Genomic DNA, 21,729 nt, shown 5'->3' with positions numbered 1-21,729 from the left:
TTGGAAAAGTAGTTGCAGTAACAACAATTAGATCAGGTAAGAAGAGAATTAGAAGAATCAAGGAGAATGATTCAATGCAACAAGAACGGTTAAGCTACGCCTCGGGACCAAGTACACAACCCTTATTGGGTATGACCATTGGTGAACAATTTGATCAGGCCTGTCAGCAATATGCTGAAAAGGAAGCGATTGTCAGTTTTCATCAAAACAGACGATTAACCTATAAAGCTTTACAGAATGAAGTAAACGCTTTTGCTTGTAGCCTATTAAAATTGGGATTAAAAAAAGGAGACCGATTAGCGATTTGGTCACCTAACTGTGTGGAATGGACCATTACGCAGTTTGCAGCTTTTAAAGCAGGGATTATTTTAGTCAATCTAAATACAGCTTATAAAAGTCATGAGCTTGAATATGTGTTGAATAAGGTCTCATGCAAAGGATTGATTATTGCTTCTCAATTTAAAACGACGGATTACCAAGAATTACTCACAAAAATTGCCCCTGAGTTAACTACCTGTACAGATAAAGTGCTCAGTTCAGAGCGACTGCCACATTTAAAATTTGTCATTAAAATTGATGACCAACAACATACTGGTATTTATCGTTTTAGTGATTTACTAACTACACCAACTTCTGAACAGCTAGAACAATTAAAACAATTAGCCAGACAGCTCCAGTTTGATGAAACCATTAATATCCAATTTACTTCAGGCACAACAGGTAACCCGAAAGGGACCATGTTAACCCATCATAATATTTTAAATAATGGTTATTTTGTCGGTGAAGGCATTCGTTTAACCCCCCAAGATAAAGTCTGTATTTCTGTGCCATTGTTCCATTGTTTTGGCATGGTGATGGGAAATCTGGCGTGTGTGACACATGGGGCAACCATGGTCTATCCATCGGCTGTATTTAATCCTTTGGAAACTTTAAAAGCGATTCATCAAGAACGTTGTACGGCAGCTTATGGCGTACCAACCATGTTTATTGCAACCTTAGAGCATGAACAGTTTAATGATTTTGATCTGTCTAGCTTAAGAACAGGTATTATGGCAGGTAGTCCTTGTCCACGTGAAATTATGCAACGTGTTATAGATCGAATGCATATGTCTGAAATTACCATTTGTTATGGCATGACTGAAACCTCGCCAGTGAGTGTACAAAGCTCGGTAAATGATTCGATTGATAAACGGGTAAGCACAGTTGGGCATGTTCATCCGCATGTTGAAATTAAAATTGTCGATTTAGAAGGACAAATTGTTCCGCAAGGGACTTTAGGGGAGCTATGCGTCCGTGGTTATTCAGTGATGGCTGGTTATTGGGGTGAAGAGGAAAAGACCCGTGAAGTGATTGACACGGCTGGCTGGATGCATACGGGTGACATTGCCGAGATGGATCAAGACGGTTTTATTAAAATTAAAGGCCGTATTAAAGATGTCGTGATTCGTGGTGGGGAAAACCTCTTTCCAAAAGAGATTGAAGACTTTTTATATACTCATCCAGACGTAAGCGATGTACAGGTGATTGGCTTGCCAGATGCGAAATATGGTGAAGAACTTTGTGCATGCATTATTCTGCATGAGCATCACCAAGTCGATGAAGACAGCATCCGCCAATTTTGCAAAGAACACATTTCACACAACAAAGTGCCGCGTTATGTCCGATTCTTTAATGAGTTTCCAATGACTGCTTCTGGCAAAGCCCAAAAGTTTAAATTGCAGGAAATTATGCGAGCTGAACTTAATTTAACGGGAAATGTCTTCGACTAAATAAGTCAAAAGCTCGGTCAAAGTGCAACAAAGGAAAATCGAAATACGGTTTAAATAGAGGACACGCAAAATGGCAAAAGACTTTAATAGCCCTAAAGTAGTCGAAGGATATGATGTGCATATTCGTAAATTAATTCCGGGCTATGAAGTGATCCACCAACAGGTGGATGCCATTTTGCAGTCGGTGTTGCCACCAGATGCTCATATCTTAATTGTGGGCTGTGGTACGGGTTACGAACTCGATTATTTACTTAAAAGACATCCAAACTGGCAATTCACAGCGGTTGATCCATCTTTAACCATGCTGCAAAAAGCTCAGGAGCAGGTGGAGATTTTAGGTAAGTCTGCCCAAGTCACTTTTGTTCACGGTGAAACTTCAGCTTTACCTCTTGAGAATTGCTTTGATGCCGCACTTTCTATTCTTGTGGCTCATTTTATTGCAGATGACATAAAACCAGCCTTCTTTAAGGATATTTATGATCGCTTAAAAGAAAAGGCGCCTTTACTTACCTATGACCTCATGACTTATGTAAATCTACAGCAGCTTCAAGCATTACGTTATTTGTGTTTGGCTCAAGGGTTAACAGAAGAACAATGTCAAAAAATGTTGGAGCGTATGGCGGAGGACTTTTTTAGTTTAACGACTGAAGGATATATAAAGCTTTTGGAAAAGACAGGCTTTGAAAGCGTGCAGCCATATACGCAAATTTTGACTTATCAAGGGTTTATTGCAAAAAAATAATACTATTGGGGAATATAAATAAGGGTTTAAAACCGAATATTCTCAATGTAGAAGAGAATATAAAAAATGGAAAATTAAAAAGTTGCTTTTGCTGCACTAGGGAGGGTGGATCTAAAAAATATGAGGGAACGTCTTTCTTGTGAAAGAAAGGCAAATTTTCAAGGATCTATTTTAGATAGGTACATAACAAAAAGGATGTCGAGACTTTTAAGACTACTTAAAGGTCTAAAGGAAAATTTCATGATGAAAATTTTAAATACAACGGTTCAAAAAAGCTTGTTGGCAGTTTCTGTGACTCTGCTTATGTCTTCTGCTTTTGCAGACCAGGTAAACCCTGAAATAGAGCAACTTCGCCAAGAAATAAAAGAACTACGAGCTATGCTACAAATTAATATGGAGGCTCAAAAATCTTTAGCTCAAAAAAGAGTAGAACAAGCTGCTCCTGTAGTTACTCAAGCTCCACAACCTATACAGCAAACATTAACTAAATCTGGTGCAGAATTTAACTTATACGGTTATATACGAGCAGATGCTTCTTATCAAATTAAGGGTGCATCTACGATGTATAACAATATTAGTGGCGTTCCTCTTGAAAATACGCCAGAAGAATCTGCACAGAAAGACCAGTTGCACAGTACTGTGTATGTGACCCGCTTCGGATTGAATTTTAAAACACCTACAGCCGTTGGTGATGTAGGCGGAAAGTTAGAAATGGACTTTTTTGGGGCGGCTACACGTGATCAGTTTCGCATACGTCATGCCTATTTAACTTTTGATAAATGGCTTATTGGTCAAACATGGTCGACATTTATTGCCCCTGAATATTATCCAGAAACGATTGATGCAGGTACATTTGTAGGTAGTGCATTATTAAGATCACCGCTTGTTCGCTATAGCGATAACTTAACGGCAAATACAAGTTTTGCAGTATCAGTTGAAGACCCGAAATATACTGCGGCAACAGATCCAGATAATAAAATGCGTTTACCTGCTTTAGTCGGACGTTTAAATCATAAATTTGCCAATGGTTCGATGCTTTCAGGCCGTAGTTTTGTTGCAGAAAAAAGAACTAACAATGATAGTGAATGGGCGTGGGGTGTAGGCTTGGGCGGTAAATATCAAATTACCCCTGATACATTACTTAAAGCCGATTATTACCATGTTAAGGGTGATGGACGTTTCTTGCTATGGAGTAACAGTGGCTATGCAATAGACGATCAAAACAATATGTATAGCAATGAATTTGACACAGTTTCTTTGGGTATCACTCATCAATTTACACCGCAAATTCGCTCGACTTTAGGCTACGGCTATATGAAGGCTAAAGATGATAACCGTTTTGCCGAATTACAGCGTACTAATACCACCCAAAACAAACAGCTTTGGCAAGGTTGGGTGAATGCACTTTATAACCCGTATAAGCCGATTACTTTGGGTATCGAATATGTTTATGGGGAACGAGAAACATTTGATAATCGTAACGGGATTGATAATCGCTTCAACATGATAGCGAGTTATGATTTTTAAATAAGCAGCCCCATCATGTGAAGATTTCACCTGATGGGGGAATCATTAATTTTTAATAATTTGATCTAAATCTACCAATTCTGCCATATGCTGATTGCCGCGATCATTAGGATGTAAATGATCTCCAGAATCATAAATTGGATTTAATCGATTGGGATGTTTTGGATCTTTTAAGCCTTCATCAAGATCAAGCACACCATCAAAGGTATGACTGGTTCTCATCCAGTGGTTAATGCGCTGACGTAATTGATCTTTGTTGGGTTGATAATAATTATTTAAAGGGGTATTAGGTAAAGCACCAGAGAACGGAAGTAAGGTTGCACCAATCACCTGAATATTATGTTTATGGGCCTCACTTACAACACGTCGATAACCTTCAGTTAAGCCTTCAAAAGAAGGTATTTGCTGTTTAGGTGCAAAAGCTGTACCGGGCCATGAAATGTCATTGATACCAACCAAAACAATTAAAGTTTTAACGCCTGAATATTGAAATATCTCACGGTTTAAACGTTTTAAAACGCTATCACCCATACCATCGGTAAGTAATCGATTTCCTGAAATGCCATTATTAACTACGGCCATACGATGTACAGATAAACGTTTCGCTAAAAAATCGGTCCATCTTGTATTTGCATCTAAGGTTGCAGTCGCCCCATCGGTAATTGAGTCTCCAACAACTGCAACTACATGAGCCTTTTGTTTGGGTTTTACCTCTATTGCAGACAGTAATAACCGTGCCGTCGTTGTTTTGGCATCGATTGGTGTAGTTAAATTTGTTGTCTGATTTCCTCTAATCAGCCAACTGGTTTGTTTGGCATCCCAATGAAATGTTTTAAACGTTGTAGGCTTTTGAATAAAGCTATTCACCACCAATTGAGTATGATCGGGTACAGGCAACTGAATTGGATCACTTATGAGTTGTTTGCCGGGTAAAATTCTTGCTTTAAGTTGACCAGAAAAATAAACGGGATAGATGCTCTTAGATTTTAGAGTTACCGCGTTCGCTAAACCAATCGTTGTTTGATCAATATAAAGTGGCTGTTTACCATATTGATTGGTAAAAACGAGCCGAACCGCTTCACCGCCCAAACTAATTTTGCTCATTTGTCTAATAGTCTGATTAGATACTTGCTCTGGAATGAGTGTTGGAAAAACGAAGTCTTTATTCCAGACTTTTTGAGGGCTCGCAGACCAAGTGGTAACCCATTGGCTGTTTTCTACATCAGCTTGTGCAAAGCTCGTAATTAAAACCAAAGAAAATAGGGTAGCTTGATAAAGTTTCATCTCAAGAACTCTTTAAAACGAATTAAAGGTATGTTGAAACAAATTGATGCCTTGTTATAGCGGTCTAAGCGGAATAAGATTTGTGAATCTAATTCATAAATAAATTTTGCTATGTCTTATTTTGATATCAATCGTTCTGGCGAGTTAGCAATTTTTATAAGAGTGGTCGAGCTTGGAAGTTTTTCAGCGGTAGCAAGAGTATGTAACATGACGCCGTCTGCCGTAAGCAAGTTAATTTCTCGTTTAGAAAAAAGATTGGGTGTCAGGTTACTCAATCGTTCAACACGTCAGTTTCAGCTTACCAGTGAAGGATGCCAGTTTTATGAGCAAGGCATTCAAATACTCAATGACTTGGACGAACTGGAACAATCGGTTACCGCAAATCATATACCGAAAGGGCGAATTAGAATCCATACCAGTTTTTCATATTGGACACACTTTTTATTGCCATGCATTAGTTTGTTTAATCAACGTTACCCGGAAATTGAATTAGAAGCTCATTTGGGTGATGAAGTAATTAATTTGGTTGAACAAAGAATTGATGTTGCGATTCGAACAGGACCTTTGAAAAGCTCCAATTTGGTGGCCCGCTCGCTTGGCAGTACTTATAAACAGTATGTTTGCTCACCTGTATATATTGAAAAGTACGGTTGCCCCGAACATCCAGATGAACTACATGAACATCAGCTTTTAGATGTAAGTTATCAACGCCAGAACAAAACCTGGTTATTCAAAAAAGCAACTCAGGAAATCAGCCTTACCCCCTCTAAAGTTTTAAAAGTAAACCATGGCGAAGCAATTTTACAGTTGGCACTGGCAGGTGCTGGCATTGCTCAACTAAATGAATTCCAGATTCGAAATGCGTTACAGCAAAAACAACTCGTCAAAATTCTTGAAGATTGGAATATTCATGCTTCTGAAGAATTTCATGCTGTCTGGATTGGCCATGATAAGTATGTTCCTAATCGCGTACGTACATTCTTGGATTTTTTGGTAGAGCATGCCTCTATAAATTAGTTTAGTGTTTGCTCGCACTCAATTGGCACTGCTGCATTGTTTGATTCATGGTTTCTACAAAGTTCATTTTTGCATCAATATTTTGCAAACTTAATTTTGGTAAACTTTCTACAAATTGAGGTGAATAATGCTGCTCTAAAGAATTATAAATACAATTACACGCTGAAAGGTCATGTCCGGCCCATACACAACGCGTATTAAATTCATTTTTACTCATTGGCCTGCACCCCATCAAATTTAAAACACCTATTGTCAGAAGGCTCACCAAAACAAAACGATAGAGAAAAAACATTCTTGTTACTCTTCATGGGTTGTTGTTATCGTTAAGTGATGTTGATAGAAGTTTTAATCTTTATGTGATTTTGAATACATAAAACTTCTGCCCCAATCTTGTATATCAAGATGGGTACACAAAAAGATTAAGTAAAAATTTTTCGAACTCTATAGTAGGTAGTTCTTTTAAACAGAGGATGAGAAAGAACTCTAAGAAATGACTGCTTGAGTAAAAGAAGTTGAATGTAAGTAGGTTTAATAAAAGAATTTAAAAAATATAGAATAATAGTCATGAGTGACTCCTTGGTTAAAAGAAGTTATGCCCACTCATTGCTCATTATTATGGTGGCGAAACGAAAGAGGGTTAGCAGACTGATACCTAAGAAACCAGCACACCCAAGGGTGTCCCACTCCCGTTCCTCCATCAAAGGCACGAGGGGCGTCACACCAAAAAACGTGTTTTTAGTGCACTTAGGTAGACGGTCTGCTAAAACCGACTGACAAAATTGGTCAGCGCGAGCATCATAAGCTGAGCATTGGGGTGGGTCAATTGCAAAAATAAAAGATTGATTTATATAACTTGATATAAATATTTCACTGTTTTTATTTAGAAAATAGAAAAATTAAAAAATATAATATGAGTATAAATAATTTGAATATAAGTCACACTATTATTTTTTAATCTTAAATATCAAATATTTATTAATTGTTTATTTGTATAGTATATCAATATCTCTAATTAGGTGTGTTATTTGGCTAAACTATTTAATAATTCGATTTTTATAACATGACCTGAGCCTCCTAAACACTGCTTGCCAAAAAATAACCAAAATATCAATTGCAAGAAATATAATTTTATTAATCATAATTTTTGGTTTTTACAAAAGCTTGCATAATCTACAAAAGTTAAGAGAACCACTGCGGTAGGCCAACATAAGATAATGTTATTCATAAACCTACATTTTAATATTTATAAAGGTGATTTAAATGGTAAGAATCTTTTGTGCAGTAAGTATGGTGTTGGCAATTGCTATGGGTATGAGTGCTTGCCAAGATCGTAATTCAAGAAATGACGGCATGCATGAAGCAAGTGATCCAGCTACATCTCATGACATGAATAAAAACTCGTAATAGATTAGCTTCTTTCAAAAGCCTACTTTTTTAGTAGGCTTTTTTAATCGTTATTTTATATAAAAAATATAAATTAATAATAATGAAATATATAAAAATATAAAATTAATCAAATATTTATTTTGTTTTTACAATTTGGAGAATTTGTTGTTACCGTTTTGTTGCAATCTTAAGTTACCGTTTCAAAAAGTTAATAAAACAAACACAATAGCTTACTTATATTCATCCAAAATTCATTTTAGTAAGAGCGAACTATAAAAGGTAAGGATATGCCCCAATATTTAAAAATAGCTGAGAAAATATATCAAAATGTTAAAGAAAAAAAAGGCTTTACGGATGATCCGATGGAAGATCTTAATAATTTGATGATTGAACTCAGACAAGAAATAAAGGGGACAAAATTAAAGCTTTTATATAATTATATTGATTTTGCCGAAATACTCATTAAACCTTTGCAAGAGTCAAAAATTAAATTGGATTTAAGTCTTATTCCTAAAAGTAAAAATACTCAGGAGTTTGTCCTTTGGCTTGCTGGTTTTATTGAGCGAATTACCACAGGTGGACAAGAAAAATTACCTCCAATTCGAGCTAAAATTACTTTACCCGCCTATGCCTATGAAGAAACTTACCCTTCGCAGAAAAAGCCTGTAAATAATGGGGAAGAAATAATTGAATATTTTAAGAAAAATCAAAGTTAATTTTGATGAAAGGCCTGACCTGATTATCTGAGTCAGGCTTTATTTTTGATAAGACCGCTATGATGAGTAATATTTAAGGTAGTACGTATGTTTGTATATTTTACAGATGGAACTTGCATTAATGATTCTGAGATTTATGGCGTAAAAGCTAAGTATGAGCAAAATAAGTATGTAGTGGAAGTTACTATTAAGCCGACACATGTACTCGCTACAACACCGAGCGTACAATTTAAAAAAGAAGTTTTTGATGATCCAATTTTAGCAAATCAATATCTTAGTCATAATTTTAATATGCCACCATTTTTTTAATGCTCATAATTTTAGGACAATAAAAAAGCCTATTTCCCAGGGCCAATAGGAAATAAGCTTATAGCTATGGACCTTTTGAGGATGTTACATATCATCCCATGCATCTTTAATCGCTTGTTTAGCGTGTTCCCATTTTAGGCGGGACTCAGCTTTTAGCTCTTCCCATTTTTGCTGCAAGCTGCCTTCCATATCTTCAAACTGAGTTCCTTCTTTAGATTCAGAACGAGCTCGATGACCAAGTTCATAAGCTGCAGAGAAATCACGATCATAATCTAGATCTGGTGTAGTTAATTGAGCTTCTTGATAATAAGGTCGAGTAAGATAGCTTTCGCGCCAGCGAGAGTCAGAATAGTTATGATCGCCAGCTACCAATTGAGCATGATCTGTATTTTGATCTGTCATCAGAATTCCCTCATATTTTATTGAATTTTATGCTTATATTTTGATTTAGGAAGGTGAGGTCACCTTCCTAAATGATCGACCGCATCAAAGAACAACTACAAACGATTAACGTTGTTGGTTGTTATTTGAGTTTTGTTGGCCAGAATCTTTTTGATTAGATCCTTGTTGTTGGCCGCGGTTATCATTTTGCTGTTGTTGCTGGTTATTTTGTTGCTGTTGATCGTTTTGCTGTTGGTTACCGTGTTGCTGTTGATTACGGTTGTCATTTTGCTGTTGTTGTTGCTGCTGATTATTGCGTTGATTTGCTTGATTATTAGTAGTGCTCATTTTTAATACCTCATATCAATTATGACGATGTGTTTTATCTGAGAGCTTCAGATAGGGTTATTAAAACATGTAGATTTTAAATGTGTAGGGTAGGGGTGTTACCCTATATTTAACTGTAAACTTAAAATTTATAAATTTTAAATAACTTGCTGATTTTTAATGTATGTAATTTTATGTCATAAACATTATTAATATGAACATTTAAAAACTTACATTTCAGCACATAATATTTAAGAAAGATAATAAATATTTCTAAATGTATATTTGTTAACTTTTATATAAAATTAACGCCTTTTGTCTTCTAATATAATAAGTTTTATATCTTGAGTAACATAGTAAATCAACTTTCTTAGTTTTAAAAAGGCAGGCCCCCTTAAAACACGTCTAAAATTATAAAAATTATTTTTATAATATATTGAGTAAAAGAAAGTACCTACAGGTTTTTCTGGTGTTTCAGAGCCGCCTTTTTTCAAAAGACCTGTGCAGGCAACATACAGGTCGGCATGTAAAAGTTCTTTACCTTTATTAATCATTTCAACAGTCACTTGCATTGATTCTGCAGTGTATTTTTCAATAAGCTCTTCTGAAATATGTAAGGTATTTTCCTTTACGCGAAGGTCGTAACTTACAAGGCTTCCAATCAGAATATCGCCTGAATAAGGACTTAAAGAGAAACGATAAGCAAGGTAACCCGCAGAGGCGCTTTCAAAAAATGCAATTTTAATTTTTTCCTTTGCTAATAATTCGCAACATTTATTGAACATTTTAATTCTCCCTACAATTGTTTTTAAAATGTTATAAAACTATTTAATTGTTTGCTTTGTTATTTTTTTAATGTTTATAATTTTGATGGTGAAGTTAATGTAAAATTGGATTAAGATTTGCAAATTTTATATAAAAACAGCAGCTTAAATAATACTAAAAGTTTAAATGTAATTTTGCGTTATTTTATATATATATGAATTTTTTGGATTTATTGTATTTACCTTGTTTTTTAATAACGCAAAATAACAAACTTAAAACTCGATTATAGTTAGGGTGACGTATGGTAATTGATATCTCACAGACGGAGAATGAAAATGCCTGTTGTAGTGAAAAAACGATTATTAGACTTATTACAAGATAATCAACAAAATTATTATGAATTGTTTGTTTTTTTCCTTGATCCTGATGTTTCTAGTTTTGAGAAAGAGAAAAAGGCTAGAGATTTTCTTGTTAAAGAGATAGATAAACTAGAGATGAAGGAAATAGATTTTCCTTCGGATATCAATTTGATTAAGGCATGGTGTGAAAACGATAATAAAAAAAATTGTCAGGAATTTCAGGCATATTTAAATCGTAGACAATCTGGTCAAGATAGAGAGTATTTTAAGAACGTCGCTCAGGCATTTGAGTTTTTAATAAAGGTGTCTCCAACCAAAAAAGTAGACGGTGCATGGCTATATAGCTCAGTGCATTATTGGAATGATCCTATTTTTCATGAATTAATTATTACTTATCTCGAAGAGCTTGGGTTAGGTGAGCCAAAAGCAAACCATGTCTGTATCTATGATGACCTTTTACGCAGTCTAGGGCTAGACAGTTTCGATCTGCTTTTAGAAGACGAGTATTATCATCAAGCAGTTGTGCAGCTTGCTCTGGGTTATGCACCTCCTGAGTTTATTCCCGAGATTGTGGGTTTTAATTTAGGCTATGAGCAGTTACCACTGCATCTTTTAATTTCGAATTATGAGCTTGCTGAATTAGGTATTGATTCTAAATACTTTAATCTTCATATCACTATCGACAATATTGACAATGGTCATGCCTATAAAGCCATTAAAGTTATTGAAGATATTTATAATAAATATAGAGATAAAGAACTCTTCTTGACCAAGCTAAAACATGGTTTTGCCCTTAATAATCATGGGGTATCCTCTTCAAACATTATAAAAAATTTAAATACTGAAGACTTTGTCCATAGAATTTTCAAAAGAAAGGCGCTTGTCGGTCAGTTAATTCATAACGAAACCAGACAGTTTGGGTGCAAGACCATTAATCAATGGTTATCAAATCCCGATGACATTGCAGGTTTAATCACTCATTTAACTGAACACAAATGGATTAAGTTTAATACCGACCCTGAACAGAGCGTATTCTGGCGAATGATTAATGAAGAAAATGGAAAAATGTTTGGGGTGTTTAACCCTGTAGAGCGCCAAATTATTCATGACTGGATTGCTGGTAGTGATCATTCTTCTAACTTCTTGGCATACAGCAGAGAACTAAAGAATAGCCAGCGTATTCAGGACTATTTATTTAGTTATATCTCGGATGGCGAACTTGATGCACTACAAGAGCGCGTCCAACAATCAAGTGACCTTGCCATAAAGATTTGCAAACTTACTCCGTTTCTTGCCCCAGATTCTCATCATAAAAGTATTGGTCTTTGGAGTACTCGTAAATACGTAGAACTCCTTTTTCCTTATTTAGGTACGTTTAAAAACTAGTTTTATAAACGTTTTCTACTTCAACCCCAAGTTTAACTTTCAAAAACATAGGTAATGGACATGAACGACAATACTAAATCAACCAATAAAACAAGTGAAATGGCTGGTGCCGATGCAGCAAATAAAGCCAATACTACCCAGAAAACTGAACAGTTAGACACAGTTAGAGATGATGCAACTAATGAAGCTTTAACCACAAATCAGGGGGTTAAAATAGCGGATAACCAAAATAGCTTAAGAGCGGGTATTCGTGGCTCGACTTTATTGGAAGATTTCATTTTAAGAGAAAAAATCACCCACTTTGACCATGAGCGTATACCTGAGCGTATTGTGCATGCGCGTGGTGTAGGGGCACATGGTTATTTTCAGGCATATGAAGGAAACGAACGTTTAACCAAAGCTGGATTCTTGACAGACCCAACTATTCAGACGCCTATTTTTGTACGTTTTTCAACAGTGCAAGGGCCTCGTGGTTCTGCCGACACTGTTCGTGATATCCGCGGTTTTGCCATTAAGTTTTATACCCAAGAAGGTAACTTCGACTTGGTAGGAAATAACGCACCTGTCTTTTTTGTGCAAGACGGGATTAAATTTCCAGACTTTGTACATGCGGTAAAACCTGAACCGGACACAGAAATCCCAACAGGTGCAACTGCGCATGATACTTTCTGGGATTTTGTGTCTTTAGTACCCGAGTCAGCACATGCGGTAATTTGGGCGATGTCAGACCGTGCGATTCCTCGTAACTTACGTTCGATCCAAGGTTTTGGTGTGCATACGTTCCGTTTAATTAATGCTGAAGGTAAATCACATTTTGTGAAATTTCACTGGACACCAAAGCAAGGTTTGAGTGCGCTAGTATGGGATGAAGCTCAAAAACTTGCGGGTAAAGACCCGGATTTCCACCGTCGTGATCTTTATGAAGCAATTGAGCAAGGTTTTTATCCAGAATGGGAACTCGGTGTGCAGATTGTCGAAGAAGAAGATGAAATGAACTTTGACTTCGATTTGCTGGACCCAACAAAAATTATTCCTGAAGAATTAGTACCTGTTACGCCAATTGGTCGATTCGTTTTAAATAGAAATGTAGATAACTTCTTTGCTGAAACAGAGCAGGTAGCTTTCTGTCCGGGTCATGTAGTACCTGGTATTGATTTTACAGATGACCCGCTTTTACAAGCACGTCTATTTTCATACACAGATACCCAGTTAAGCCGTTTAGGTGGACCAAACTTCCACCAAATTCCGATTAACAAACCTGTGTGTCCATTCCATAACAATCAACGTGATGGTATTCATCAGCATACCATTCATAAAGGACAGGCTGCATATCAACCAAACTCAATTGATGGAAATTGGCCAGTAGAAACACCGCCAGCGGCATCAAATGGTGGTTTTGAAAGTTATCCTGAAAAAATTAGTGGCCATAAACTTCGTCAAAGAAGTGAGACGTTCTCTGATTATTTCTCTCAACCGCGACTATATTACAAAAGCCTTGCACCGCATGAACAAAAACATGTGGTCGATGCCTATACTTTCGAATTAAGTAAAGTTCAAAGAAAGCATATTCGTGAGCGTCAAGTTCAACAAATTTTGGCAAATATCGACCTAGATTTGGCACGTCAAGTAGGGGCAAATTTAGGTATTGAAGTGCCTGACTTAACCCTAAACTATAAGAAAACAGCAGTTGAAAAATCTGCCAAGTTATCTTTTTTAGCTTTCCCACCTGAAGATATTCAAGGTAGAAAAGTTGCTGTACTTATCCATAACATGGTGAAGTCTGATGCATTGGAGGCTATTAAAAACTGGGCAATTAAAGAAGGCGTTATCCTTCATTTACTAGCGCCGAGCTTGGCTCCAGTCAAAGATCATAAAGATAACGTTATTGTGGCTGATGGCATGCAAATGTCTGAGCCTTCAATTGCCTATGATGCGGTAATTATTCCGGATGGCGATAACCTAAATACGGTTATGCAAGACGGGGTAGCTCGCCATTACTTACTCGAAGCTTATAAGCACTTAAAGCCAATCGTATTTTTAGGTAATAAATCTGATTTGCTTGAACCATTAGGTTTAGTGGCGGATGAAGGAACTTTAATTGAAGATGAGTTCCAGCATGTTGCGGAAAAATTTAAGAACCTGATTAAAGCACACCGTGTTTGGTCAAGAGAACAAATAGCTGCTCATGTACCGGCTTAGATAAAAAAAGCCCTGAAAGTTTAAACGCTTTCAGGGCTTTTTCTAAATTATGTTATTAGCCATTAACAATTTGACCGCCATTTACATGAATAACCTGACCAGTAATATAACTTGCATCATCTGAGGCAAGGAAAAGGTAAGCAGGGGCGACTTCACTTGGCTGACCCATTCTACCCATTGGGGTATCTTTACCAAACTTTTCGACGGTCTCGGCATCGAAACTACTTGGAATAAGGGGAGTCCAGATTGGGCCTGGTGCAACACCATTTACACGAATACCTTTTTTCTGCTTCATTAAATTGTTCGATAGACTACGAGTAAAAGAGGTAATTGCACCTTTAGTACTTGCATAATCAATCAACTCATCATGACCTTGGTAACTGGTAATACTGGTGGTGTTAATAATGCTATCACCTTCCTCCATATAAGGAATGGCTTCTTTGGTTAAATAAAACATGGCAAAAATATTTGTTTTAAATGTTTTTTCTAATTGTTCATTACTAATACTTTCAATTTCTTTTTGTTGATATTGCACACCCGCATTATTCACTAAAATATTAATTTTTCCAAAATGCTGTAAAACCTTATCAATATTTTGTTTTGCAAGGTCTGGATCGGAAATATCACCTTTTAATAAAAGACATTGTTGTCCTTCCTTTTCAATAAGCTGTTTAGTAATTTCAGCATCTTGGTCTTCTTCAAGGTACAGTACAGCAATATCGGCACCTTCACGGGCAAATAGTACGGCAACTGAACGGCCTATACCGCTATCACCACCGCTAATGACGGCAACTTTGCCTTTTAGTTTTTCACTGCCTTTATGGGATGCTTTAATAATTTCTGGTTCAGGATGCATTTTCTCCTGATCACCTGGTTGATGAGGTTGAACTTGTGCAGGAACTTCTGATGGATACTGATTCGTTGTATTTTCCATGTCTAGACTACCTCTATTTAATTTTCAGTCCCTCTATATTGGTTAATTTGCACGTGAATATGAGTAAATAGTCTTTTTTAAAAAGTTGTCTTTGTTATTTTATATATAAGGATGTAAAAAAATATAACATATCAAGTTAGGTTAGATAATATCTAATAATTTAACCTTGTTTTTATCAATCATACTTTCAACAATTGATCGATTACCTGTATCATTTAGCCAATTTTCTATAGGTATATAATTAGATAAATCTAAAATTTCTTTTATTACTGTTTCCGCTTCGACTATATTTTTTAAGTCATCTTTATTTTTACTGTTTTTAACAACTATATTATCTAATATTTTTTTTATATCTTCCGTTTCAATATTTTTTGATTTAATAATATACAAGTCTCTCTGAAAAGGATGGCTTGCGTGAGGCGGGTCTAATCTATAGCTCCATTCTTGGTTATAATCTTGCCAAGAATTTTTTATTTGAATATTACTGAGTAAAATTTCAGGTACAGAAATATGAATATATTGTAGCGTTGAGTTTGTATTAGTAGGTTGCATCATTCTTTTCTCACAAATATTATATGTTAATTTTAAAACTTGATTTTAATCACTCAAGTAAAGTTTTTATGCAAAATTAATGGTTTATGTTATTGTTTTTAAGTAATTTTAATTATATTTTAGGTTTGTTTCTTCAATAGTGAAGATGTTTTTGTTTTTTATTGATTTGTACGTTATGAAAGTTTGTGTTATTTAGCCTGAATTTTTAAATGCATTTGTAAAAATATATTGTTATGTAGGTTTGAGTAATAATAAGTATGGTGAGTATTTAAAAAGTAAAATTAGCTAATAATTTATAAATATTTTAACTAAGGAAATCTTTATTTAAATAATGAAGTTAGAGTTTTTATTTGAAATTTAAATTATATACATTTAAAAAGATTGAAACATAGCATGGGTATAAAAATAATTTAAATCTCTTATCTTAAATTTATCCGTTCAATAAAAGCGGTAGCGACTTATAATTTTAATATAGGAAGATATAACTATGGCTAATACTAGATATGAAGATGATAACAATAGTTCAGGTACTTCAAATCGTGGATTTGCAAGTATGGATCCTGAAAGAGTCAGAGAAATAGCCAGTAAAGGTGGGCGAGCTGCACATGCCAGTGGCAATGCGCATGAATTTACTTCAGAAGAAGCTCGTGAAGCTGGCCGTGCTGCACATGCCAGTGGTAACGCACATGAATTTACCTCAGAAGAGGCTCGTGAAGCTGGTGCTTTAAGTCATAAAAACGATGATCGTAATGGTCGTGGTCGCAGCCGTTATGATGACGACGAAGATGATGACCGTGGCCGTTCAAGTGGTCGAGGCCGTGGCCGCAGTCGTTATGATGATGACGACGAAGATGATGATCGCGGTCGCTCAGGCGGTCGTGGCCGTGGTCGCAATCGTGATGATGACGACGAAGATGATGATCGCGGTCGCTCAGGTGGCCGAGGCCGTGGTCGCAGCCGTGATGATGACGATGAAGATGATGATCGCGGTCGTTCAGGTGGCCGAGGTCGTGGTCGCAGCCGCCGTGATGACGACGATGAAGATGATGACCGTGGCCGTTCAGGCGGTCGAGGTCGTGGCCGCAGCCGCCGTGATGACGACGATGAAGATGATGATCGCGGTCGCTCAGGTGGCCGAGGTCGTGGCCGCAGCCGCCGTGATGACGACGATGAAGATGATGATCGCGGTCGTTCAGGCGGTCGAGGTCGTGGCCGCAGCCGTTATGATGACGACGATGAAGATGATGATCGCGGTCGTTCAGGCGGTCGAGGTCGTGGCCGCAGCCGTTATGATGACGACGATGAAGATGATGACCGTGGCCGTTCAGGTGGCCGAGGTCGTGGTCGCAGCCGTCGTGACGATGATGACGAAGATGATGACCGTGGTCGTTCAGGTGGCCGAGGCCGTGGCCGCAGTCGTTATGATGACGACGATGAAGATGATGAACGTGGCCGTTCAGGTGGCCGAGGTCGTGGCCGCAGCCGTCGTGATGATGACGATGAAGATGATGATCGCGGTCGTTCAGGTGGTCGAGGCCGTGGCCGCAGTCGTTATGATGATGACGATGAAGATGATGATCGTGGTCGTTCAGGTGGCCGAGGCCGTGGTCGCAGCCGTCGTGATGACGATGACGACGATGATGACCGCCGTGGCCGTTCAGATGGTCGTGGTCAGAACTCTCGTAATCAAAAACGCGATGCTTATGGACGCTTTACGTCTTAAGCAAACAGTTTTTGAGAATAAAGGAGGCATTATGCCTCCTTTATTTTTATTATTTTAAACTTATGAGTGGGTAAGGGGATGTAAGCCTTTTACAATATCTGTGAATTCTGAGCCATTTAACCAAAATGATTTCTTTAAAAATAGTGTCGTCATAATACTTTCGGCTGCTTCACTTTCCGGATTTTCACAGAAAATTCCATAGCTTTCGCCTAATACCGCATCATTTTCAATAAGACGGATATAGTAGGCATGTTGTTCATCTGCATAACCTAAAACTGCATCACGTTGATTTTTCATTTCGCATGTCTCCATACCAAAAACTGAATCTAACTCATATTTAAGTGTTCAGAATTTCATTGATAAAAATCAAAACAGTCAGTAATAAGAACTATTTCACAATAGGTTTTGATTCTCTTCAAATTACCATTTCCGTTTTAACATCCCTGTTAAAAGCAAAATGGATTAAAATCTGATCATGAAATTTATTGTTATGCAAAAAAAATATTTCGTCAACTTGAAAATGTAACTTTTTCAAGTTACATTGTTTGTGTAGGATTTGAACGGTGAAATGGAGGCGATATGCCAAAGAAGAAAGAATTCGAGCATGGCGGTGCACGGGAAAACGCCGGCCGTAAAGCACAGTTCAATGAACCCACCAAAGTGATTCGTGTTCCTGAATCTCAAGTCAACTTTATCAAAAATTGGTTACTGAATAATGTCAAAACCAATAACCAGACAGATTTCACTTCAAAACTAAAGATACAGCAGGTTCATCCGAACAACGATAAAATTTACCACATTCCTTTGGCGACAGAACGTGTTGCTGCGGGTTTCCCATCACCAGCGCAAGACGATATTGAGCAAGCACTCGATTTAAATGAATATTTAATTAGAAATGAAAATGCCACCTTTATTGTCAAAGCCAATTCGTTGTCTATGTTAGATGCCGGAATTGATATTGATGATCCGCTTATTGTGGACCGTAGTATTCCCGCTAAATCGGGCGATATAGTGATTGCACTTATCGACAATGATTTCACTGTTAAGCGCTTAATGATTGATACCCAATTTCACCCCCCTAAAGTGTGGCTGAAAGCAGAAAACCCTGATTATCAAAATATTTATATTGAAGAGGGGCAAGAACTGGTGATTTGGGGAGTCGTGACCTATAACCTCAAACGAATGAGATAAATTTTTCTTATATTTATTATTTAAGTTACCGACCCGAAAAGTGAGTCAGTAACTTTTTCCTAAATGACTTTTAAATTTGCCCAATCAATAAGCACGTTGCGATAACAACCATCAAACCGCCCGAAAAACGGCCCACTAACTGTGCTGCTTGTGGTCTGGTTTTCAAAATAGCCTCTGAACCATAACCCACCATTAAGTAAATGATGGCGCAGCTAATTATGTGAACAACACCAAAGGCAAGAATTTGCGTTGTCACTGACCATGAAGCTGTAGTGTCAATAAATTGAGGAAGCAGAGCTAAAAAGAGTAAAAAAACTTTCGGGTTTAATCCACTCACATAAACGCCTTTGGTAGCCCATCTCAACCATGACTGAGCCTTTTCAGAACCAGACTGATTCGGAGTAGGAGGGGTGAGTAATAAATTTATTCCCATCCATAATAAATAAGCAGAACCCGCAACAGTAAGGATCATCAGAGCAGTTGGGTTATTTGCTACAAGCAGACCAACACCAGCCGCTACCAATAAAATCGTAATAAAGTGCCCGAATAGCATACCTGCAACAGCGGGGACGACGACTTTACCCTTAATACCTGCGGAAATGGCGTAGGCCCAGTCTGCCCCTGGCGTAATAATAAAAAGAATGGAGACACTCCAAAATGCAATAAAAATGTTAAAAGCCATATGCTTATCTCGGCAAACTATTTTCCAAAGGTTTCGCCCGTGGTTTAGAAAAAATCCCTATTTATTCGAGCTTGTTGAAAATAATATGCTCATGTATTTAGAATGTGCTTTTAAATGTTTGCTCATATCACATACATTTGGGGTAAATTTTTCTAAATGGATCGCATAGATAAAAAGATTCTTGCTGAATTGCAATTAAATGGCCGATTATCTATCACTGAATTGGCAGAAAAAGTTGGTTTGAGCATTTCACCTTGTCATAGACGAGTGAAGGCTTTAGAAGAGTCGGGAGCTATCAAAGGCTATCGGGCAGAACTCGACCCAAACTTAGTCGGTTTTGAGTTTTCAGCGATTGTTTTTATTACGCTTAAAGAAGGCGATAAACAGGCGGTTGAGAAGTTTGAAAATGCCGTGATTGAGATTCCGCAAATTATTCAGGCGCAGCGTTTGTTTGGTGAACCTGACTATTTACTCCATGTTGTTGCTAAAGATTTACCAGCTTTTCAGCGTTTATATGACGAAAAATTATCGGCTATTCCAAGTGTGCAACGGCTCATCTCAACCATTGTGATGAAAGATGTGGTGCCTGAGCGTTTATTTCCAATTAGCTAAATCATCAGATATAAAAAAAGAAGCTTTAAAGCTTCTTTTTTTAATTGGTAAAAGGGGGTAGGCATCTAGGCATCGAGTGTTTTACACAAAGAACAAATTGTACCGTTATGTTTGTGAGAGAACATAATATCTGGACGCTCATAGCCTTGCTCACATACGCGGCAGTGATAAACAGTTGCTACTGGTGTACCTTCAGCATCGTAACGTGGTTCTTTAACGCCGTCATCGTGTGACTTGATGTAGTATTTTCCTTTGGTTAATAGGCCCATGATTGGTGTTAATACAAAGGCAAGTACAAGTGCAATAATTGGAGAGTAAGGCGCTAGGAAACTACCCAATAATCCGAAGAATGCTGCAATCGATAAACCTGCTGATACAAGGAAAGCAACCATACCGACAGGGTTTACGTTGTAGAGCATGTCACGGCGATATTCCGGTTCTTTAGGTGAAAGTTTTAAAACATATTTGTTGATTGAAATGTCTGTTGCGACAACCACAACCCATGCAATCGCAAAGTTTGAATAGAATCCTAAGATTTTACCCAGTACCGCAAACATGTTGCCTTCCATTAAAGCAAGTGCAATTGCCAAGTTTACGATCACAAAGACAATACGACCAGGATAATGTTTGCTAATACGAGTGTAGGCACTTGTCCATGCAAGGGAACCAGAGTAAGCATTGGTCACATTAATTTTAATTTGAGAAATAACCACCAAAATAACCGCAAGTGTTAAAGCAGCCCAGCCCGGAAGCATGTCATGAAACGCTGCATTAAACTGTTGAACAGGTTCAGTGCTGTTTACGCCCGGTATTTTAGTGAGTAAATAGAAACCTAAAAATGCCCCAATAATTTGTTTAATCGCCCCTAAAATCACCCAGCCTGGACCCGCTGAAATAACCGCTGCCCACCATGCTTTACTATTTTCTTTTGTTTTTGCAGGCATGAAGCGTAGGTAGTCAATTTGCTCACCGATTTGCATGATGAGGGATAAGCATATACCCGCACCAAGCATGATCGCTGCCATATCTACAGGTGCAAAACCTTCATGACCTGTAAAAGTTGCAAACTGGCTAACTAAGGTAGGTTCTTGGTAAATCAGATACGCCACAGGACCAATCATTAGAACGAGCCAAAGTGGGGTAGTCCAGACTTGTAATTTACTTAAAGCTTTCATGCCGTAAATCACCAGTGGAATGACCATAACAGTTGAGATGAGGTAACCTGCCCAAAGCGGAATGCCTAAACCGAGCAATAAACCTTGCGCCATAATTGAACCTTCAAGGGCAAAGAAAATAAAGGTGAAACTGGCGAAAATGATACTGGTTAGGACCGAACCGATATAACCAAAACCTGCACCGCGGGTGATCAAGTCAAGGTCGATGTTATAGCGAGCTGCGTAGTAGGCTAAAGGAATGCCGGTTAAGAAGATAATAATCGCTGCAAATAAAATGGAGAAAACAGCATTGGTTGTTCCATAAGACATACCAATACTGGCACCAATAGAAAAGTCAGCAAGATAGGCAATACCACCAAGTGCAGTAATAGCAACAACTTTGGGACTCCAGCGCCGAAAGCTGTGTGGAGCGTAACGTAAAGTATAATCTTCTAAGGTTTCATTCACTGCTTTTTGTGAATCTGCACCTTGCACAGTGTCCAGATTTGGATGTTCAGATACACTCATAACATCAATCTCCCAATCATTTTCGGTCAATCAACACAAATATTGATCATTGTTTTTTGATGGTTTTGAGTGTGTGATTTTTGGGGAAAATTGAAAATACGTTATTTTGCGTATATGTGCGTATTAGAAAAAATCGCCATGATAAATGACTTTTGGCATAAGGATTGCTGGGTTTAATGCAGCCAC

At 37.5% G+C, this 21,729-nt stretch carries 22 protein-coding genes; 12 read left to right on the top strand and 10 right to left on the bottom strand.

Annotated features, from left to right (window positions below; all coding sequences use genetic code 11):
* Nucleotides 1-74: 74 nt before the first annotated feature.
* The 3 genes from MKL36_RS16420 (at nucleotide 75) to MKL36_RS16410 (ending at nucleotide 4,038) form a co-directional block, all read left to right on the top strand.
* The gene (locus MKL36_RS16420) at nucleotides 75-1,769 is read left to right on the top strand and encodes an AMP-binding protein (RefSeq protein ID WP_021510332.1); all 1,695 of its coding nucleotides are present in this window, start codon (nucleotides 75-77) and stop codon (nucleotides 1,767-1,769) included.
* A 70-nt stretch (nucleotides 1,770-1,839) separates the two neighbouring features.
* Nucleotides 1,840-2,511, top strand: coding sequence for a class I SAM-dependent methyltransferase (locus MKL36_RS16415; protein WP_021510333.1), 672 nt, complete (start codon nucleotides 1,840-1,842; stop codon nucleotides 2,509-2,511).
* A 243-nt stretch (nucleotides 2,512-2,754) separates the two neighbouring features.
* On the top strand, nucleotides 2,755-4,038 hold the full coding sequence (locus MKL36_RS16410; protein ID WP_086374148.1) for a DcaP family trimeric outer membrane transporter: 1,284 nt from the start codon (nucleotides 2,755-2,757) through the stop codon (nucleotides 4,036-4,038).
* A 45-nt stretch (nucleotides 4,039-4,083) separates the two neighbouring features.
* Here the strand turns inward: MKL36_RS16410 and MKL36_RS16405 are convergent, their stop codons facing one another.
* Nucleotides 4,084-5,322, bottom strand: coding sequence for an SGNH/GDSL hydrolase family protein (locus MKL36_RS16405; RefSeq protein ID WP_021510335.1), 1,239 nt, complete (start codon nucleotides 5,320-5,322; stop codon nucleotides 4,084-4,086).
* Between the two features lie 111 nt (nucleotides 5,323-5,433).
* Between MKL36_RS16405 and MKL36_RS16400 the strand changes: the two genes are divergently transcribed.
* Nucleotides 5,434-6,339 carry a LysR family transcriptional regulator gene (locus tag MKL36_RS16400; RefSeq protein WP_021510336.1) on the top strand — a complete coding sequence of 302 codons (906 nt, stop codon included), beginning with the start codon at nucleotides 5,434-5,436 and terminating at the stop codon, nucleotides 6,337-6,339.
* Nucleotide 6,340: 1 nt separating this feature from the next.
* Here MKL36_RS16400 and MKL36_RS16395 read toward each other — a convergent pair whose 3' ends face one another.
* Nucleotides 6,341-6,631 carry a hypothetical protein gene (locus MKL36_RS16395; protein ID WP_001984002.1) on the bottom strand — a complete coding sequence of 97 codons (291 nt, stop codon included), beginning with the start codon at nucleotides 6,629-6,631 and terminating at the stop codon, nucleotides 6,341-6,343.
* 968 nt (nucleotides 6,632-7,599) lie between these two features.
* Between MKL36_RS16395 and MKL36_RS16390 the strand changes: the two genes are divergently transcribed.
* The 3 genes from MKL36_RS16390 (at nucleotide 7,600) to MKL36_RS16380 (ending at nucleotide 8,750) form a co-directional block, all read left to right on the top strand.
* Nucleotides 7,600-7,743, top strand: coding sequence for a hypothetical protein (locus MKL36_RS16390; RefSeq protein WP_000251637.1), 144 nt, complete (start codon nucleotides 7,600-7,602; stop codon nucleotides 7,741-7,743).
* Between the two features lie 269 nt (nucleotides 7,744-8,012).
* Nucleotides 8,013-8,441: a hypothetical protein gene (locus MKL36_RS16385; RefSeq protein WP_001136759.1), complete on the top strand. Its 429-nt coding sequence runs from the start codon at nucleotides 8,013-8,015 to the stop codon at nucleotides 8,439-8,441.
* 87 nt (nucleotides 8,442-8,528) lie between these two features.
* Nucleotides 8,529-8,750 (top strand): hypothetical protein, encoded by a 222-nt coding sequence (locus tag MKL36_RS16380; protein WP_000498476.1) that lies wholly within the window; start codon nucleotides 8,529-8,531, stop codon nucleotides 8,748-8,750.
* A gap of 84 nt (nucleotides 8,751-8,834) precedes the next feature.
* Here MKL36_RS16380 and surA1 read toward each other — a convergent pair whose 3' ends face one another.
* From surA1 to MKL36_RS16365, 3 genes are all read right to left on the bottom strand, one after another.
* On the bottom strand, nucleotides 8,835-9,152 hold the full coding sequence (gene surA1 / locus MKL36_RS16375; protein WP_000132045.1) for a surface antigen protein 1: 318 nt from the start codon (nucleotides 9,150-9,152) through the stop codon (nucleotides 8,835-8,837).
* 105 nt (nucleotides 9,153-9,257) lie between these two features.
* Nucleotides 9,258-9,479 carry a hypothetical protein gene (locus MKL36_RS16370; RefSeq protein ID WP_000108365.1) on the bottom strand — a complete coding sequence of 74 codons (222 nt, stop codon included), beginning with the start codon at nucleotides 9,477-9,479 and terminating at the stop codon, nucleotides 9,258-9,260.
* A 284-nt stretch (nucleotides 9,480-9,763) separates the two neighbouring features.
* Nucleotides 9,764-10,243 carry a CinA family protein gene (locus MKL36_RS16365; protein ID WP_000482091.1) on the bottom strand — a complete coding sequence of 160 codons (480 nt, stop codon included), beginning with the start codon at nucleotides 10,241-10,243 and terminating at the stop codon, nucleotides 9,764-9,766.
* A 315-nt stretch (nucleotides 10,244-10,558) separates the two neighbouring features.
* On the opposite strand from MKL36_RS16365, the gene MKL36_RS16360 reads away from it, so the two are divergent.
* A complete protein-coding gene (locus tag MKL36_RS16360) occupies nucleotides 10,559-11,968 on the top strand; it encodes an iron-containing redox enzyme family protein (RefSeq protein ID WP_021510337.1) in 1,410 nt (469 codons plus the stop codon).
* A 54-nt stretch (nucleotides 11,969-12,022) separates the two neighbouring features.
* A complete protein-coding gene (katE, locus tag MKL36_RS16355) occupies nucleotides 12,023-14,167 on the top strand; it encodes a catalase HPII (protein WP_085941324.1) in 2,145 nt (714 codons plus the stop codon).
* 55 nt (nucleotides 14,168-14,222) lie between these two features.
* Here katE and MKL36_RS16350 read toward each other — a convergent pair whose 3' ends face one another.
* Nucleotides 14,223-15,101, bottom strand: a complete 879-nt coding sequence (locus MKL36_RS16350; RefSeq protein ID WP_000432325.1) for an SDR family oxidoreductase — start codon at nucleotides 15,099-15,101, stop codon at nucleotides 14,223-14,225.
* Between the two features lie 141 nt (nucleotides 15,102-15,242).
* Nucleotides 15,243-15,653, bottom strand: a complete 411-nt coding sequence (locus tag MKL36_RS16345; protein WP_370735211.1) for a DUF6367 family protein — start codon at nucleotides 15,651-15,653, stop codon at nucleotides 15,243-15,245.
* Nucleotides 15,654-16,140: 487 nt separating this feature from the next.
* On the opposite strand from MKL36_RS16345, the gene MKL36_RS16340 reads away from it, so the two are divergent.
* Complete coding sequence (locus MKL36_RS16340) at nucleotides 16,141-17,376, top strand: KGG domain-containing protein (RefSeq protein WP_139845143.1); 1,236 nt, start codon at nucleotides 16,141-16,143, stop codon at nucleotides 17,374-17,376.
* Nucleotides 17,377-17,436: 60 nt separating this feature from the next.
* On the opposite strand, the gene MKL36_RS16335 is transcribed toward MKL36_RS16340, so the two are convergent.
* Nucleotides 17,437-17,673, bottom strand: a complete 237-nt coding sequence (locus MKL36_RS16335) for a hypothetical protein (RefSeq protein ID WP_000795915.1) — start codon at nucleotides 17,671-17,673, stop codon at nucleotides 17,437-17,439.
* A gap of 282 nt (nucleotides 17,674-17,955) precedes the next feature.
* Here MKL36_RS16335 and MKL36_RS16330 point away from each other — a divergent pair, with 282 nt between their 5' ends.
* Nucleotides 17,956-18,567 carry a LexA family protein gene (locus MKL36_RS16330; RefSeq protein WP_001124846.1) on the top strand — a complete coding sequence of 204 codons (612 nt, stop codon included), beginning with the start codon at nucleotides 17,956-17,958 and terminating at the stop codon, nucleotides 18,565-18,567.
* A 70-nt stretch (nucleotides 18,568-18,637) separates the two neighbouring features.
* Here the strand turns inward: MKL36_RS16330 and MKL36_RS16325 are convergent, their stop codons facing one another.
* Nucleotides 18,638-19,249: a LysE family translocator gene (locus tag MKL36_RS16325; RefSeq protein ID WP_000885235.1), complete on the bottom strand. Its 612-nt coding sequence runs from the start codon at nucleotides 19,247-19,249 to the stop codon at nucleotides 18,638-18,640.
* Between the two features lie 156 nt (nucleotides 19,250-19,405).
* On the opposite strand from MKL36_RS16325, the gene MKL36_RS16320 reads away from it, so the two are divergent.
* Entirely contained in the window at nucleotides 19,406-19,861 is a 456-nt protein-coding gene (locus MKL36_RS16320) for an Lrp/AsnC family transcriptional regulator (RefSeq protein WP_000373859.1), read from the top strand.
* A 65-nt stretch (nucleotides 19,862-19,926) separates the two neighbouring features.
* On the opposite strand, the gene MKL36_RS16315 is transcribed toward MKL36_RS16320, so the two are convergent.
* The gene (locus MKL36_RS16315) at nucleotides 19,927-21,543 is read right to left on the bottom strand and encodes a purine-cytosine permease family protein (protein WP_000116422.1); all 1,617 of its coding nucleotides are present in this window, start codon (nucleotides 21,541-21,543) and stop codon (nucleotides 19,927-19,929) included.
* Nucleotides 21,544-21,729 lie beyond the last annotated feature (186 nt).

Source organism: Acinetobacter sp. AOR12_HL, assembly GCF_027855275.1.
Lineage (GTDB): Bacteria > Pseudomonadota > Gammaproteobacteria > Pseudomonadales > Moraxellaceae > Acinetobacter > Acinetobacter baumannii.
Note: the sequence above shows the minus strand (reverse complement) of the source record. Positions and strands in the feature narration are given on the sequence as shown.

Coding starts and splice junctions, on each gene's coding strand:
- MKL36_RS16400 (WP_021510336.1), top strand. CDS start 5,434: ATGTCTTATTTTGATATCAATCGTTCTGGCGAGTTAGCAATTTTTATA.
- MKL36_RS16325 (WP_000885235.1), bottom strand. CDS start 19,249: ATGGCTTTTAACATTTTTATTGCATTTTGGAGTGTCTCCATTCTTTTT.
- MKL36_RS16360 (WP_021510337.1), top strand. CDS start 10,559: ATGCCTGTTGTAGTGAAAAAACGATTATTAGACTTATTACAAGATAAT.
- MKL36_RS16410 (WP_086374148.1), top strand. CDS start 2,755: ATGAAAATTTTAAATACAACGGTTCAAAAAAGCTTGTTGGCAGTTTCT.
- MKL36_RS16380 (WP_000498476.1), top strand. CDS start 8,529: ATGTTTGTATATTTTACAGATGGAACTTGCATTAATGATTCTGAGATT.
- MKL36_RS16340 (WP_139845143.1), top strand. CDS start 16,141: ATGGCTAATACTAGATATGAAGATGATAACAATAGTTCAGGTACTTCA.
- MKL36_RS16390 (WP_000251637.1), top strand. CDS start 7,600: ATGGTAAGAATCTTTTGTGCAGTAAGTATGGTGTTGGCAATTGCTATG.
- MKL36_RS16420 (WP_021510332.1), top strand. CDS start 75: ATGCAACAAGAACGGTTAAGCTACGCCTCGGGACCAAGTACACAACCC.
- MKL36_RS16370 (WP_000108365.1), bottom strand. CDS start 9,479: ATGAGCACTACTAATAATCAAGCAAATCAACGCAATAATCAGCAGCAA.
- katE (WP_085941324.1), top strand. CDS start 12,023: ATGGACATGAACGACAATACTAAATCAACCAATAAAACAAGTGAAATG.
- surA1 (WP_000132045.1), bottom strand. CDS start 9,152: ATGACAGATCAAAATACAGATCATGCTCAATTGGTAGCTGGCGATCAT.
- MKL36_RS16395 (WP_001984002.1), bottom strand. CDS start 6,631: ATGTTTTTTCTCTATCGTTTTGTTTTGGTGAGCCTTCTGACAATAGGT.
- MKL36_RS16350 (WP_000432325.1), bottom strand. CDS start 15,101: ATGGAAAATACAACGAATCAGTATCCATCAGAAGTTCCTGCACAAGTT.
- MKL36_RS16365 (WP_000482091.1), bottom strand. CDS start 10,243: ATGTTCAATAAATGTTGCGAATTATTAGCAAAGGAAAAAATTAAAATT.
- MKL36_RS16415 (WP_021510333.1), top strand. CDS start 1,840: ATGGCAAAAGACTTTAATAGCCCTAAAGTAGTCGAAGGATATGATGTG.
- MKL36_RS16320 (WP_000373859.1), top strand. CDS start 19,406: ATGGATCGCATAGATAAAAAGATTCTTGCTGAATTGCAATTAAATGGC.
- MKL36_RS16335 (WP_000795915.1), bottom strand. CDS start 17,673: ATGAAAAATCAACGTGATGCAGTTTTAGGTTATGCAGATGAACAACAT.
- MKL36_RS16330 (WP_001124846.1), top strand. CDS start 17,956: ATGCCAAAGAAGAAAGAATTCGAGCATGGCGGTGCACGGGAAAACGCC.
- MKL36_RS16385 (WP_001136759.1), top strand. CDS start 8,013: ATGCCCCAATATTTAAAAATAGCTGAGAAAATATATCAAAATGTTAAA.
- MKL36_RS16405 (WP_021510335.1), bottom strand. CDS start 5,322: ATGAAACTTTATCAAGCTACCCTATTTTCTTTGGTTTTAATTACGAGC.
- MKL36_RS16345 (WP_370735211.1), bottom strand. CDS start 15,653: ATGCAACCTACTAATACAAACTCAACGCTACAATATATTCATATTTCT.
- MKL36_RS16315 (WP_000116422.1), bottom strand. CDS start 21,543: ATGAGTGTATCTGAACATCCAAATCTGGACACTGTGCAAGGTGCAGAT.